The organism is Metabacillus sp. RB-C-LZQ-3-1 (assembly GCF_058315175.1).
Genome location: NZ_JBZFLI010000009.1, coordinates 80,857 through 96,051 on the forward strand (window position 1 = coordinate 80,857; position 15,195 = coordinate 96,051).

Annotated in this window: 17 protein-coding genes; 12 read left to right on the plus strand and 5 right to left on the minus strand. The window is 34.8% G+C overall.

Going from position 1 to position 15,195, the window contains the following annotated elements; all coding sequences use genetic code 11:
* The first annotated feature begins 23 nt into the window (after positions 1-23).
* A complete protein-coding gene (locus AC4GZ8_RS15385) occupies positions 24-842 on the plus strand; it encodes a phosphotransferase family protein (protein WP_491082778.1) in 819 nt (272 codons plus the stop codon).
* Here the strand turns inward: AC4GZ8_RS15385 and AC4GZ8_RS15390 are convergent.
* Complete coding sequence (locus AC4GZ8_RS15390) at positions 833-1,111, minus strand: YtzH-like family protein (protein ID WP_491082779.1); 279 nt, start codon at positions 1,109-1,111, stop codon at positions 833-835. The two genes, AC4GZ8_RS15385 and AC4GZ8_RS15390, sit on opposite strands and share 10 nt — an antisense overlap.
* 244 nt (positions 1,112-1,355) lie before the next feature.
* Between AC4GZ8_RS15390 and trmB the strand changes: the two genes are divergently transcribed.
* The 3 genes from trmB (at position 1,356) to AC4GZ8_RS15405 (ending at position 3,846) form a co-directional block, all read left to right on the plus strand.
* On the plus strand, positions 1,356-2,012 hold the full coding sequence (gene trmB, locus AC4GZ8_RS15395; RefSeq protein WP_491082780.1) for a tRNA (guanosine(46)-N7)-methyltransferase TrmB: 657 nt from the start codon (positions 1,356-1,358) through the stop codon (positions 2,010-2,012).
* Between the two features lie 204 nt (positions 2,013-2,216).
* Entirely contained in the window at positions 2,217-2,840 is a 624-nt protein-coding gene (locus AC4GZ8_RS15400; protein WP_491082781.1) for a PRC-barrel domain-containing protein, read from the plus strand.
* A gap of 160 nt (positions 2,841-3,000) precedes the next feature.
* The gene (locus AC4GZ8_RS15405; RefSeq protein ID WP_491082782.1) at positions 3,001-3,846 is read left to right on the plus strand and encodes a YtnP family quorum-quenching lactonase; all 846 of its coding nucleotides are present in this window, start codon (positions 3,001-3,003) and stop codon (positions 3,844-3,846) included.
* A 54-nt stretch (positions 3,847-3,900) separates the two neighbouring features.
* On the opposite strand, the gene AC4GZ8_RS15410 is transcribed toward AC4GZ8_RS15405, so the two are convergent.
* Positions 3,901-4,212, minus strand: coding sequence for a PepSY domain-containing protein (locus AC4GZ8_RS15410; RefSeq protein ID WP_491082783.1), 312 nt, complete (start codon positions 4,210-4,212; stop codon positions 3,901-3,903).
* 437 nt (positions 4,213-4,649) lie between these two features.
* On the opposite strand from AC4GZ8_RS15410, the gene AC4GZ8_RS15415 reads away from it, so the two are divergent.
* A complete protein-coding gene (locus AC4GZ8_RS15415; protein WP_491082784.1) occupies positions 4,650-5,723 on the plus strand; it encodes a M42 family metallopeptidase in 1,074 nt (357 codons plus the stop codon).
* Positions 5,724-5,744: 21 nt separating this feature from the next.
* On the plus strand, positions 5,745-6,260 hold the full coding sequence (locus AC4GZ8_RS15420; RefSeq protein ID WP_491082785.1) for a DUF84 family protein: 516 nt from the start codon (positions 5,745-5,747) through the stop codon (positions 6,258-6,260).
* A 218-nt stretch (positions 6,261-6,478) separates the two neighbouring features.
* Here AC4GZ8_RS15420 and AC4GZ8_RS15425 read toward each other — a convergent pair whose 3' ends face one another.
* Positions 6,479-7,537 (minus strand): alpha/beta fold hydrolase, encoded by a 1,059-nt coding sequence (locus AC4GZ8_RS15425; RefSeq protein ID WP_491082786.1) that lies wholly within the window; start codon positions 7,535-7,537, stop codon positions 6,479-6,481.
* Complete coding sequence (locus tag AC4GZ8_RS15430) at positions 7,530-8,192, minus strand: hypothetical protein (RefSeq protein ID WP_491082787.1); 663 nt, start codon at positions 8,190-8,192, stop codon at positions 7,530-7,532. Before AC4GZ8_RS15430 ends, AC4GZ8_RS15425 begins: the two co-directional genes overlap by 8 nt.
* A gap of 235 nt (positions 8,193-8,427) precedes the next feature.
* Here AC4GZ8_RS15430 and AC4GZ8_RS15435 point away from each other — a divergent pair, with 235 nt between their 5' ends.
* On the plus strand, positions 8,428-8,664 hold the full coding sequence (locus AC4GZ8_RS15435) for a hypothetical protein (RefSeq protein WP_491082788.1): 237 nt from the start codon (positions 8,428-8,430) through the stop codon (positions 8,662-8,664).
* Positions 8,665-8,798: 134 nt separating this feature from the next.
* The gene (locus AC4GZ8_RS15440; protein ID WP_491082789.1) at positions 8,799-9,665 is read left to right on the plus strand and encodes a R2-like ligand-binding oxidase; all 867 of its coding nucleotides are present in this window, start codon (positions 8,799-8,801) and stop codon (positions 9,663-9,665) included.
* Between the two features lie 49 nt (positions 9,666-9,714).
* Here the strand turns inward: AC4GZ8_RS15440 and AC4GZ8_RS15445 are convergent, their stop codons facing one another.
* Entirely contained in the window at positions 9,715-10,155 is a 441-nt protein-coding gene (locus AC4GZ8_RS15445) for a YtoQ family protein (RefSeq protein ID WP_491082790.1), read from the minus strand.
* 187 nt (positions 10,156-10,342) lie between these two features.
* On the opposite strand from AC4GZ8_RS15445, the gene AC4GZ8_RS15450 reads away from it, so the two are divergent.
* From AC4GZ8_RS15450 to AC4GZ8_RS15465, 4 genes are all read left to right on the plus strand, one after another.
* Positions 10,343-10,840, plus strand: coding sequence for a hypothetical protein (locus AC4GZ8_RS15450; protein ID WP_491082791.1), 498 nt, complete (start codon positions 10,343-10,345; stop codon positions 10,838-10,840).
* A gap of 123 nt (positions 10,841-10,963) precedes the next feature.
* Positions 10,964-11,281 (plus strand): thioredoxin family protein, encoded by a 318-nt coding sequence (locus AC4GZ8_RS15455; protein WP_491082792.1) that lies wholly within the window; start codon positions 10,964-10,966, stop codon positions 11,279-11,281.
* A gap of 36 nt (positions 11,282-11,317) precedes the next feature.
* Positions 11,318-12,124 carry a DUF1444 domain-containing protein gene (locus AC4GZ8_RS15460; RefSeq protein WP_491082793.1) on the plus strand — a complete coding sequence of 269 codons (807 nt, stop codon included), beginning with the start codon at positions 11,318-11,320 and terminating at the stop codon, positions 12,122-12,124.
* A gap of 296 nt (positions 12,125-12,420) precedes the next feature.
* Positions 12,421-15,174 (plus strand): DNA translocase FtsK, encoded by a 2,754-nt coding sequence (locus AC4GZ8_RS15465; protein WP_491082794.1) that lies wholly within the window; start codon positions 12,421-12,423, stop codon positions 15,172-15,174.
* Positions 15,175-15,195: the final 21 nt, after the last annotated feature.

Consider the following 15,195-nt stretch of genomic DNA (forward strand, 5'->3'; position numbering starts at 1 on the left):
AAATTACAATACGAAATGTTGGGTTGAAATTGAAGGTGAACTGGTTGGAACAAGTATTAGGTAGTGAGTGGAAGATTACACCTGCTGGAGGAGCAACAGGAGACGCATATTTTGCAACAAAAGATGGGCAGGAGCTTTTCTTGAAGCGAAACAGTTCTCCGTTTTTAGCTGTTCTTTCTGCTGAAGGCATCGTTCCAAAGCTAGTTTGGACAAAGCGCATGGAAAATGGTGATGTCATCACAGCACAACACCGTCTAACAGGTCGTGAGCTTAAACCGAAGGATATGAATGGTCAAAATGTTGCGGAGCTTTTACGAAAAATTCATCGCTCAAAAGAGCTACTTGATATGCTTAAGCGATTAGGGAAGCAACCGCTCACTCCTAACTTCATTGTTGAAGATATAAAGGAAGCAGTTGCTTTTGAAGGGATAAACCTTCCAATCATAAATGAAGCACTCGAATTATTAACCAAACAGCTGCCAAATGTACAATGCGATGAACAGGTTGTCTGTCATTGTGATGTAAACCATAATAATTGGCTCCTGTCTGAAGAAAACCAATTATATTTAATTGATTGGGATGGTGCAATGATTGCCGATCCTGCTATTGATATCGGCATACTATTATATTGGTATATTGAAGAAGCTGATTGGAAAGAGTGGCTTTTATCTTATGGACTTACATTGGATGAGCACCTAAAAACAAGAATTTACTGGTATGTGCTCCTACAAGCCCTTACTTCTTTTTTATGGTATCACGGAAAAGAAAATGAAAAAGAAAAACAAAATTGGATTGAGCATATTCACATCATCCTTAAAAAAATCACCAACTGTTACGAATAGGTGTCAATATCATGAATCCATTGAGATAATTGTTGCTGATGTGATTCAATATGCTGATTTAGAGCTACTGAATTTTTTCCGGCTTGGCTGTAAGAATAAATATCTTCGAGTAAGCTTTTTGCTTGTTGGTTTGTATTAGAGTTAACCATTAAGGATTTAATCACCCTTTCAAGTTGCTCACACTCTGCTACAGTTCCACAGCATTCACTTTGATGGTCAGATAAAATATCTTTTAACAAATTAACTTGGTCATGGTATTGGATGGGCAAAATAAACACTCCTTTTCTAAGCCATATAGATATAATGTGTGATTATAACATGAAAATATTCAAGAATTGACTGATAAGGATGATAGAAGTGAAGGGAAACGCCCCTTTGTTTAAGTCATCCTTTTTATATTGTTTAAACTTATGAAAGAGGACTAAAAAATTGGTAAGAATGAAATAAGCCTTGCGGACAAGGGTTTATTCATGGTATCTTTTAGAACGATATTAAATCGATAGAGGTGTCTACATGCGTTTACGTCACAAACCTTGGGCTAGCGATTTTATTGCTGAGCAATCAGAATATGCTATATCAAACCCTGAACAATATAAAGGAAAATGGCATGAACTTTTTGGAAATAATAATCCAATCCATATTGAAGTTGGAACAGGTAAAGGCCAATTTTTAGCTGGGATGTCACAACAAAATCCTGACGTTAATTATATAGGAATCGAGTTGTTTGATAGTGTCATTGTAGCAGCTATTCAAAAGGCTGTAGATTTACAGATACCAAATTTAAAATTTCTTAATGTAAATGCAAAGGATTTAACAGAATACTTTGCACCTGGTGAAATTGATCGTGTATATTTAAATTTTTCTGATCCTTGGCCGAAAACTCGCCATGCTAAAAGAAGACTCACATATAAGAGCTTTTTAGCTTTGTATGAAGAAATCCTTGTTAAAGGTGGAGAAATTCATTTCAAAACAGATAATCAAGGTTTATTTGAATATTCTTTAATTAGTTTTTCTGAATATGGATTACAATTAAAGTATGTAAGTTTAGACCTTCACAATAGCGATTTTGAAGGTAATGTTATGACAGAATATGAAGAGAAGTTTTCCGAAAAAGGTCAGCGAATTTACCGGGTTGAAGCAAAGTATATGAACGAAGAAATCCAAAAATAGAATAAGTTACTTAAAAATACCACATGATTTTGTGGTATTTTTTTCTTCTTTTAGATTATTTAGTCTCACCAATTTTGTGATCATACATATAAATGAAATGAGATTATGGCCTATGTGCCCATATGATTTTGTCTTGTTTTTTATGTTTTTTGCAAAACGAAAGGGATATCCCTTCATAAAATGTGATCACAGGAGTGCTAGAATATGAAAAAAGCGAAAGAATTATTAGATCTGCCTATTTTTAGTATTTCCGGGGCAAAGCAAGTAGGAATCATTAAAGATTTAGTTATAGACCCGAATGATTTTTCGGTTGAGTTTTTTATAGTCGGCCAAGATGACTGGCAGGAAAGTGTGATGGCTCTTCATTACGAGAAGGTTTTTGGGTTTGGAGAGTTTGCAATCATAGTCGAAGAAGATCAACCTTTAATTGAATTAAATAATATTCCATTTTTTTATCAAAAAGTTAACTTGAAAGGCTCTCAAGTTATTACAACAGGAGGAGAATTTTCAGGAATTATATTGGATTTTTATTTTAATGAAGAAAATGGTCGTTTAGAAAGTCTACTTTTAAATTCGTTTAACAGAGAATTGTTTTTACCAATTGAAAATGTTATTTCTCTGGGGAAAGATCTTGTTATTATTAATGATTCATTATCAGATATAATCCCAAGTATTGAAGGTGAGGAACAGGAGGATGCTCCTTCTTCTCAAGGTAATGAAGGGAACCGAAATAGAAAAAAAGAAGCATTACGGATCATGTTAGGTGAATTAATTAAAAATGAACTTTCGGTAGAAAACCCAATTTCAAAAAAGCTTGAGGAAGATTAAAGAAAAGTATACAAAACAATCATCCGATACTATATTAAGTGACCAGTCCAGTGTGGATTTGGTCCTTCTTTGCTTTTTGGATTAGTTTATTAAGATTAGCAGGTCATGCTTTTTTAATAAATATCTTTCATATGGTAAAATTATTTTGGGAGGGATTGAAATGGAAACACTTCAGATTGGTCAAACAAAGATTACATGGCTAAGAGGCGGGGTTACCCATATGGATGGTGGAGCAATGTTCGGGGTAGTTCCAAAACCTTTATGGTCGAGAAAATATGCTGTAAATGAAAGGAATCAAATTGAACTCAGAACAGATCCATTGCTTATTCAAAAAGATGGATTGAATATATTACTTGAAGCAGGAATTGGAAATGAAAAACTAAACGAAAAACAAATTAGGAATTATGGGGTTGAAGAGGAATCTTCAGTAGAGAAATTATTGCAAGAGTTAGGGTTAACTACTCATGATATTCACTATGTGTTAATGACTCATATGCATTTTGATCATGCATGTGGATTAACGAAATGGGAGGAAGGGCATCTAACGTCTGTTTTTCCTAAAGCAAAAATTATCACATCATCTATCGAATGGGAAGAGATGCAACATCCTAATATAAGATCTGTAAATACATATTGGAAAGAAAATTGGGAAGCTGTCAAGGATCAAGTTTCAACTTTCGAATCAAAAATGTCTGTAGTAGAAGGTATTGATATCCATCATACTGGTGGACATAGTGACGGTCATAGTATTGTCATTCTTCAAGATGGAGGAGAAACCATTGTCCACATGGGTGATTTAATGCCAACACATGCACATGAAAATCCGTTGTGGGTACTTGCTTATGATGATTATCCTATGACATCGATCGAAAACAAACAGAAGTGGATTGAATTTGGAAGACAGCGCCGAGCATGGTTTACATTCTATCATGATGCGGTTTATCGTGGCATAAAATGGAATGAGAATGGTGAAATTGTTGATAAGATTGAACGAATAAGAAGTTAAAAATATAAAAATGAGGGGGCATAATTAACCTTTTATGTCCCCCTGATAGAGTCATTAATTTATTCGGTCAACATGGATAATCGTTCCGGAATTTGTATCAACAAAAGCTTCATATTGCTCGAGTTGATCCTCTACTGTCCTTGAAATACCAGCTTTATATACGTCATAGGATAGATGCTCATTAGAAAAAGTCTCTGGAACTGTATAAATCCAGGATCCATCAATCGGACCTTTTTCTTTAAAAGCTTTCTTTACAATTTCTAGTGCTTTTTCAGAAGAGATTTTGAAAGGTTTTATTTGATCTTTTATAAAATAAGTACCAACAATACCTAAACCTAATCCTAATAAAAAGTACCTTGTTTTCATTTTTAACACCCCTTTAGAATATGTATACAATACTAGTTACAACGGGTATTCTTATTTCTTTCTTTATTAGTATACAAAAACCTAAGGGGCATGTTAAGGAAGAATAAAACAAGAAAAATATTTATAATAGATGTTGGGAGTTTTCATTTACATAACGGTTCTTTAATAAAGGCAAATTTCGTAGAGATTGTTGCTTTTGAAAACTATTTTAACTCTATAGTGGAATGGAGCAGAAGATACTCGACTCCTGTGGGAAGTGAGGAAAAGCTGAGACCCCACAGGCGAAGCCGAGGAGGCTCAGCTTCCTCTCAGGCGCATCGAGTGTCTGAAGCGCAATGAAACCAACTAATACCCTTAACAGCATTGTAAAGTACCGAAGTTTACGAAAAAAAGTCTGTATTAAAAATAAAAGCTATTTGGCTGAAAAGAGGGAATATATGAATCAAGAAACATTAGAATTATTTAAAACATTAACAGAACTGCCGGGAGCTCCGGGAAATGAGCACCAAGTAAGGGCGTTTATGAAAAGTCAACTTGAACCAATCTCAGATGAAATTGTTCAAGATAAATTAGGCAGTATATTTGGTGTCAGACATGGAAAACAAGGTGAACCAACCATAATGGTGGCTGGACATATGGATGAGGTTGGATTTATGGTTACAGCCATTACGGATAATGGTATGCTTCGTTTTCAACCGCTTGGGGGCTGGTGGAGTCAAGTTCTTTTAGCTCAAAGGGTTCAAATTATCACAGATCATGGACCTGTTATTGGTGTTGTTGGTTCAATTCCTCCTCACTTGTTAAGTGAAGGTCAACGTAACAAACCCATGGACATGAAAAACATGTTAATCGATATTGGAGCAGATGATCGCGAGGATGCAAAAAGGATCGGGGTTAAGCCAGGCCAACAAATTGTTCCGATCTGTCCGTTTACTCCAATGTCAAACCCCAAGAAAATATTAGCAAAAGCATGGGATAACCGTTATGGATGCGGCTTAGCCATAGAACTTCTTAAAGAATTAAAAGATGAGGTTCTTCCGCATACACTTTATTCTGGAGCAACTGTTCAGGAAGAGGTTGGATTACGTGGAGCACAAACTGCTGCCACGATGATCAATCCTGATTTGTTTTTTGCTCTAGATGCTGGCCCAGCTAATGATATGAGTGGAGATAAGAAGGAGTTCGGTCAGCTTGGAAAGGGTGCTGTTCTTCGAATTCTTGATCGATCAATGGTCACACATCGTGGAATGAGAGAATTTGTTCTTGATATGGCGGAGACTCATAATATTCCATATCAATATTTTGTTTCACAGGGCGGAACTGACGCTGGCCGGGTCCATATTTCAAATAATGGTGTTCCATCTACTGTGATTGGAGTAAGCTCAAGATATATTCATACATCAGGTTCGATTCTGCATGTAGATGACTATGCAGCTGCTAAAGAGCTTCTCATAAGACTAGTGAAATCATGTGATTCAACAACCGTTCATTCAATAAAAAGTAATTCGTAATCATTAAAGGGAGAGGCAACTGTGAAAATTGCAATTGGAACAAAAAATCCTACCAAAGTTAATGCAGTGAACCAAGCATTTTCATTATTCATTGATGCAGAATTTATTTCAACAAATGTCCCTTCAAACGTTTCTGCACAACCACTTACAGATTCGGAAACATTAACAGGAGCGATCAATCGGGCCAAAAATGCACTAGAAGCTGAAGAAGCTGACATTGGTGTCGGTTTAGAAGGAGGGCTTATCAAAACCGATTACGGCTATTTTTTATGTAATTGGGGAGCAATCTATGTAAAGGAGCAACAACCAATAATTGCAGGAGGAGCCAGGATCGTGATCCCCGAAGAAATAGGTGATCTAGTATTTAAAGGCCGTGAATTAGGTGATGTAATGGATATGTATGTAAAGAAAAAGAATGTTCGTCATAATGAGGGAGCGATAGGGATTTTTACAAATGGAATTGTAGATCGCACCAAGATGTTTAAAGAGCTTTCTAATCTTTTGATTGGTCAATATTTATTTCAACAAAAATATTAACATAATAAAGGATCCCCCTTCAGTTTTATTGTGACTCACTGAAGGGGGGCTTTTTATTGAAAGATAAAGAAAAGGAGTGAAAAATTTTTTACTTAGTTTTTAGCTCCGCAGCGCAGGACGTCGGGTTTGTAACTGCCTCGGGTCATATGCCGCTCAGGAGGTGAAGACAAAACCACTTTATGCCTGCCTTAGGATGATCAAGGAGCTTGTGCTTTCAATTATATAGGGTCTGAGCGTTGAGGTAACCAATTAGCCAAATAGAGGGGGAGATCATGATCGTTTGCTCTAGTTGTATGTCCCCCATCTTCTAATAAAAATGTCTTATCTTTACTGCTAACAAAATCAATGACACGCATGTTTTGTTCTTTTAGGACAAGACGATCATGTTCAGTGGAAATGACAAGGAGATTTGCATGGATATTACTTAATTCTGCTTTTTTTCCATGAATTATTAATCCACCCTCAATCAATTTGTTTTTCTTTCCTAATTCATTCATTAGTTCCTGCATCGCAGCGCCTGTAAAAGGAATATGTCCATCCGTCCATGCTTTTAATCTTTTCCATTTTTCAACATAGTTTTCGTCATAAGCCTTATTAAGTAAGGAGAGATATGGGCTAAAATAGATAGGATTTGTCACCATTCTCATTCCTGCCTTCATTGAATGGCCCGAAATTAAACCCACAGCTTCTAAGAGCCTATTGATATTTAGCTTATCCTCTTTGCTAGCTTGGGCAAGTTTATCGAAAAAAGGTACAGTTTCAAAATCAATTGGAGAAACATTTAAAATGAGGTTTCGAATTGGTTCATCAGCAATCGTTGCATACATTGTAGCTAAAGTTCCGCCAAGGCAATAGCCAATAAGGGTTATTTCCTGTGCACCAGAATGTCGAAGCGCTCTTCGTACACCTTTTTGAATGTAATGAACAACGTAGTCACTAGCTGAGATATCTTTGTCTTCATATCCAGGGATACCAAAGTCCATTAAATAGACTTCAAATCCATTTCGTGTAAAATTTTCAATCACGCTATTACCAGGTGCCATATCTAAAATAAACGGCTGATTCACAAGGGAATATACGAGGAAAAGGGGAACTTTGTATTTTTTTTCTGTCGGAGCGTAATACCATAAAGTTGATTTGTTTTTTTTCCAAATTGCATCTCGTGGAGTTGCACCAACCTTTGGAGCGGGACGATTCCATGCTCCGAAAAAACCTTTCCACCTTTTAAGTTCTTTTTCAAGATCATATTGGGGGCCTGAATTATGCTGCTCATTCATATTCATTTCCCCATTTTCTATCCCGTTTTTCTTGAAGACGTTGCAATAACTTTTTATTTAATTCTTTTAAATCTACTTGTCCTGGTGGTTTTAATAATTCTTTTTGTAATTCTTCTTTTAATTTACTTGAATCTGATATAGATCTTTTTTTCTTTGCAAATAAACTATTCTTGCATGTTGACACTCTTTTCGCAATGGAACTCTCTAATGCTTCTAATTGATCATGTAGATGACCTGTTGGATCTTTAAGTAATTCTTCTAGTTCTTGCCGGACCTTATCATCTATATTTTCAAGTTGATTTGTTGCTTTATTGTTTATATCCTTCAAGATCGTTATTTTAAGTTCTTTTAAAAGATTTAGAATCGAGTATAGCTCCTCTTCTATGTTATCTAACTTATCTTCAGACTGAACGATTAATTTTCCTAAACGTCCTATATCATTTTTGGTAGGGAAATTTAGTTGTGAAGAAAGTTGCTCAACATAGTCATGGATCGCTTCGATTAAGTGTGCTAGCATATTTCCTGCTGAATTAGCAGTAATAGCTACTTCTTCTTTATTCAATTGATCTTGTATATATTTATTTATTCTGCTTTCTAGTTTGAAACCTAGCTTTTTTAAAAGCGTAAACAATTCCGTGCTTTCATTGTTTGACATACTCCATTTTCCTCCTATCTAAAGTTTTAGGAACGTCTTCTTTTAAACAAAAACATTTACTTTATTTTAGATAGATATGATATAAAAGGTGCATAAATTAATGAGATTGCCTCTGCCTGATTTGAAAAATAGGCAACTATTTTATCAGAAAATAGTTTTGTAACCGTAACCTGAAAGAAGAGATAGGAATAAACTATTTCGTTTACTCAAACAGCAGGAGGTGTGAATAAATTTCATGACTGAAAAACAAATACAAATTTTACTAGACGATCACAATGTTCATCGAAACGTACAAAAGTTTTATGAGAGATTAGTTACATCAACGATTTTTAAATCTATGGACGTGGAAATAATGGATGCATTTTTATCTCATTTTGAATTGAGTGAGGAAATGTCGTTTGAAGAGTTTATTAGTTTGTATAAGATATTTGAAGTTGTTTATGAGGAAAATAAATTTCCAATTATATATTAAACGGATCTCTTTCTTTTAGGTCTAAAAATTTTTATAGATGGTAGGGAGAAGAAAATCTAATCTATCAAAACAGAGCGGATGTCTATACACAAATATTATTTCCTTCATACCATAGTGTAAAAGGAGGATAAAAAATGAGAAAGAAACTTATTACAATGAGTACACAAGGAATAAGGGAAACGTCTTTTCCATTTCAGTTGTACCAAAAAGCAAAAAAATTTGGAACATGGAATCCGCAAGAAATAGATTTTACGCAAGATAAAGAAGATTGGAAAACCCTTTCTACTAAGCATCGTGATTGGATTGTCAGACTACTTGCACAGTTCCAAGGTGGAGAAGAAGCTGTAACACATGATTTATTGCCACTACTTAAGGTTGCTGCATTAGAAGGGCGAATAGAAGAGGAATTGTTCCTTACAACATTTCTATATGATGAAGCAAAACATACAGAACTATTTAGAAAAGTGTTAGATGAGCTTGGTGAAAAAGAAGATTTAACACACTTGCATTCAAAAACATATCGGACGTTCTTTTATGAAATTCTCCCAGACACTATGGAGCGACTTTGGAATCATCCTTCTCCAGAAGCACTAGCAGATGCCGCTACTGTATATAATATGTTTTCAGAGGGAGTATTAGCTGAAACAGGATATAAGGTTTTTTCAGATGGATTAAGCAAAATCGGAAAAATGCCAGGTTTATTAAAAGCAATTGAGTATTTAAAAAGAGATGAGTCAAGACATATTGCGTATGGGACGTATTTGCTTCAAAGATTAATTGGTGAACATCCTCAACTTTTTGATCGAGTGATCAAAAAGTTGGATGAATTGGCACCTCTTGCTCTAGCCTTAAATACTGAAGGAATGACTTTCGAAGATGATGAAAAAGGAAAAAAAGCTTCAACTGAGATAATGAATTTTTCTAAGAAACAATTAATGGCTCGAATTGACATTCTTTCAAGAGCAAAAACAAAAAATATTGAAGATTTATATCCACAATAGGTTGAGAAAGACTAGGATTGGTATTGTTCCTAGTCTTTCCTATTGAATATTATTTCACGACATATTCCAAGATATCTAGTGCTTGTTCTACCGATTCGACAGTTACATTAGCTTTATTAGAAAGCTCCTTCAATGGATGGTGAAGCTGTTCAGGTCTAATTAGAATAAGGGGTTTATTTAATGAAAGAGCAGTGCTGGCATCCATCGCTGTATTCCACTGTTTGTATTGTTCGCCAAATAATGCAATAACAATATCAGCTTTATTCATTAACACTGTTGTCCGTAAATTATTAATTCCTGATGCTGCATCATCTTTGTAAATAGGTCCTGGTTGTTTTCCTAGTATTTGTTCTCCTATATGATCGGAAAGGGAATGATTTTCCATTGGACCAACAAAACGATAAGGTAGATTTCGCTTTAAAGCTTCTTTTTTTATTTCCTCACGCCAATTTGTATGTATTTCTCCTGCTAAGTAAACAATAAATTCCATAAGATCTCCTCCATTAATATATTTTTTCTCATTTTAACATAGTATTCTCCGTTTCTTGGTGATTGAAAACACTTACTCTTGTAGGGAGAAAAAAGTAAGGTTATTATAAAATAAATAGGACCTATTTTCCTACGAATGTTGATGTTATTATAAAATCTTATGTCTTTTAAATATGAGGAGGATTTGTGTGAGAAAATTCGCCTATGTCTTGAGTGCTATTGTATTGTTTATTTTAACTGGGTGCATGCAATCTAGTGAAGAAATAAAAAATAATTCAATTGTAAAAACAGAAGAAGCCTTTTCGAAGAAGCAACAAAATACCAATGAAAAAACAGAGGAATTCTCCTACTATCTACCAGAAAATTTTCAAGTGAAAGAAACAAAAAAGTTTAATGTTTTGCTTGAAAAAGGGAACCAAAACTTTATCCTTTTTGTTAATCAAAATGAGGAAAGGAATAGTAAAGTTTCCTATGAAACATTAATGGAACAATACAAAGATCCCTTTATATCTGAAACGTTTGAAAAGGATAATCAGTTTGGATATCTATTTGTTGTTAAAATAGATAAGAGGCTATATGAGGTTACAGTTGGTATTGGTGGAACAAAGCTTACAACAGAATCAAAAGCAAATGATCTTGAAGAAGATTCTCAAGTCATGATGGAAATTGTGAAATCTGTTAAATAGATGGAAATAGAAGGAAAAGGAATATCTTTTTCAAGTTGGCTAAGTGGAATCTAACACGTAAATCATATAAACTAATACTTGAATTTAAAAAGAGAAGCTTTATGAATGAAGGAGGATTTGACAATGAAACAACTACAATCCAATGATGAATATAAACAGATTATTCTAGGAGAAAAGGTTATCCTTATGTTTTCTGCGGATTGGTGTCCAGACTGCAGGGTAATTGAACCGATTCTTCCAGAGTTAGAGCAAGAAAATAGCGATTTTACTTTTTATTATGTAGACCGTGATAAATACATCGATTTATGTGGGGAATTAAATGTTTTTGGTATTCCAAGCTTTGTCGCGTTTCATGAAGGAAAAGAAGTGGGGCGCTATGTGAATAAAGAAAGGAAATCAAAACAACAGATCCAAGACTTTATTGATGGGATAACGGTATAGGTAGATGTAAATAAGTAATTGAAAGGAGGGGTAAACGTGAAAATGACCTCAAGGAAATTGGTCGAAACGTTAAAAAAACAACTTTCTCATTCAAGCTGGATCTTTCATTTTGATCGCGAAAAGGACACTCTAAGAATAGAAGACAACGAGACCAAAAAAGGTGTTACACTTTCTTTGCCAGGCATTATAGCAAAATGGGAAACATCAAACCAAAGTGCTATTGATGAAGTAGTTTATTATGTAGAAGAGGCTCTACAAGCGATGAAAAATCAGCAGGAGCTAACAGGAAAAGAAAAATCAATCTTTCCAGTTATTCGCTCAACATCCTTTCCAACAGAAAGCAATGAAGGAATTTCATTAGTACATTCTGATCATACAGCTGAGACACGAATCTATTATGCTCTTGATTTAGGAAATACGTATAGATTAATCGATGAAAAAATGATGCAAAGAGAAAATTGGAATATAGAACGAATTCGAGAGATAGCATCATTTAATATCAGATCATTAAAGACAAGTGTGAAAGAAGATCATGTAGCAGGAAACGTTTTTTATTTTTTAAATGCAAATGATGGATATGATGCTAGCCGTATTTTAAATGAAAGTCTTCTACAATCTTTTAAGGAAAAGATTATAGGGAAAATGGCAGTTGCTGTTCCTCATCAAGATGTCCTGATTATTGTTGATATTCAAAATGATACGGGATATGATATTTTAGCACAACTAACTATGAGCTTTTTTGCAAGTGGAAGAGTTCCTATTACAGCTTTATCTTTTTTATATGAAGATGGTGAGTTAGAGCCAATCTTTATTTTAGGAAAAAATAAGCCGAAACATACATAATCATTTGGTTTTAGAAGTATGCATTTGGTGTATTTGACACCCATAAATAAAATGTCTGAATCGTAATGTGTACATATAAATGAAAAGGGGCATCCGAGCGATAAGAAACTACCGCATCGGTACCTCTTTTTTTATTGAAATTAAAGGGTAAACTAAATATTCTTTTTTACTTTTATCTGCAAATCTAGATATTTATTGATACAATAGAAGAGATATTTTTTAGTGAAAAACTAAAATAAATGGCTCATTAGATCGTGAGGTGAGCCATATTTTGATTATATTGAAAGAGTGATATTATGAGTTGGATAAAAAAACTAGTTTCACTATTATTTGGAGATGAAGAAGAAAAAGATACGAATGATATTGAGGCACATTCTCTTCAGGAGCATCAATCTGTAAAAAATGTTCTAAGTGATCCACCATCAAGTATGGAAAATCATCATCAGATTAAAGCCGAGGCGAGAGTATCTTATCAGTATCCAAAAGGAAACTTTCGATTTCCAATTATTCCTGATGAAAGGCACGTAAAAAGAGAGGAACGTCCTAGAAGACCATCTGGATATCAAGAAAACACTCATAGAAAGCAACGAGAGCAAAAAAACAATGCTTATAAGAAACAAAGGCCTTATACAGAGGTTCGAATAGATGACAAGAAAGAAACAAGTTATACAAATAAAAAGCCGTTCCATCCTACAGCCATACCTTCACCAGTATTTGGATTTCAAGCTAGAGATGAGAGGATGCAGTATCGTCCATATCACCTAGTTGGCAATAGCCGAAAACTGGAAACGATTAATGGAGAGAGAGTAATTGGGGATAAAAGGATTGCTCTGAGTAAGGCTGGAAATGAATATAAAACAAATAAGATAGTAGAACGTGTACATAGAGAAGAAAAGCAGAATCCTATTCATATGCATGATCAATTGGCTTCAGTAGAGGAAGTAGACGACACATTATTAACTTTTGAAAATGGAAAGAAAGAATTGAATGAAAATAATAAGATACAACAGAAAGAAGATGATCTTGTAGATGAAGCCTTATACATTGTGAAAACGGAATATCAAAAACAAAATCATGAGTCCAAACAAGATATAAATGAAAAAAGCGAGTATAAGGATTCTATTGGGCATCAATTTGAAGAGGATGAACTAGAGCTAGAAGAGTCAATTCAAAAGGACGAGGATGAACTAGAGCTAGAAGAGTCAATTCAAAAGGACGAGGATGAACTAGAGCTAGAAGAGTCAATTCAAAAGGACGAGGATGAACTAGAGTTAGAAGAGTCAATTCAAAAGGACGAGGATGAACTAGAGCTAGAAGAGTCAATTCAAAAGGACGAGGTTGTACTAGAGCTAGAAGAGTCAATTCAAGAGGACGAGGTTGTACTAGAGCTAGAAGAATCAATTCAAGGGGAGGAACAGATTAATAGTATTCAACCTCAAGAAAAAGATCTTCCTTCAGATGTTGATAGGCTCACATCAAAAAAACAAGAAGAAGCAGAGTACAAAGAAAATCAGCCTCAGGATATTTCAAGTCAAGATCAAAACAAACCTAGACGTAAAACGGTGCCATTTAATGTCATGATGCTAGGAAGAGATAAGCAAAAGTTACGAGAAAAAGCTCAGGATCATAGTTATCAATTTCCATCGCTTGCTTATTTAAATATACCTGAGAAGGAATTAACAGAAGATCATACATGGTTAGAATCACAAAAAGATCTATTAAATGTAACATTACTAAACTTTAACGTAAGAGCCAGTGTTGTAAATGTTACACAGGGACCTTCTGTTACTCGATTTGAAGTGCATCCTGAACCTGGAGTAAAGGTCAATAAAATAACGAATTTAAGCGATGATATTAAATTAAGCTTATCCGCTAGAGACATAAGAATTGAAGCACCAATTCCAGGGAAAAATACAATTGGAATAGAAGTTCCCAATAAAGTGAGTAAAATGGTTTACTTACGGGAGATTTTAAGAAGTAATGAGTTTCGTTCAAATCCTTCACCAATGACTGCAGTGTTAGGTCTTGATATTGCCGGGCAACCTGCCGTTACAGATTTGAAAAAAATGCCCCACGGTTTGATTGCGGGTGCGACGGGTTCAGGTAAGAGTGTCTGTATCAATACAATACTTGTTAGCTTGTTATATAAAGCTTCGCCACATGAAGTGAAATTAATGCTAATTGATCCTAAAATGGTAGAGTTAGCTCCTTATAATGATATACCTCATCTTGTTAGTCCTGTTATAACAGATGTCAAAGCAGCAACTGCTGCTTTGAAATGGGCTGTTGAGGAAATGGAAAGACGATATGAATTGTTTGCACATTCCGGTACCCGGGAAATTACAAGGTATAATCAACTCGTCAAAGAACATAAGCAGGGTGAACATTTACCGTATCTAGTTATTGTCATTGATGAGTTAGCTGATTTAATGATGGTTGCGCCAAATGAAGTTGAAGAAGCTATTTGTCGTATAGCCCAAAAAGCACGGGCATGTGGCATTCATCTTATCGTTGCAACACAAAGACCATCAGTTGATGTCATCACAGGATTAATCAAAGCAAATATTCCAACAAGAATTGCTTTTTCTGTGTCGTCGCAGGTTGATTCAAGAACAATAATTGACGTAAATGGAGCAGAAAAGCTATTAGGTAAAGGTGATATGCTATTTTTAGAAAATGGTTCATCAAAAGCAGTTAGACTTCAAGGTACATTTGTATCGGATGAAGAGATTGAGAGAGTTGTGAAACATGTGAAGCTTCAATCAAAGCCAGAGTACTTATTTCATCAGGATGAACTGGTGAAAAAAGCGACCATACAATCAGATGAGGATGAATTATTTTTAGAAGCATGTGAGTTTGTCGTGAATCAAGGCGGGGCATCAACTTCCAGCTTACAAAGAAGATTCAGAATTGGGTATAACCGTGCTGCTAGATTAATTGATATGATGGAGGAACAAGGAATTATATCTGAAAATCGAGGAAGCAAGCCAAGAGATGTACTTATTTCAGAAGAAGAGTTAGATGCTATCCAAGAGACTCACATTCTATAAAAATCGATAATATGATAAGAT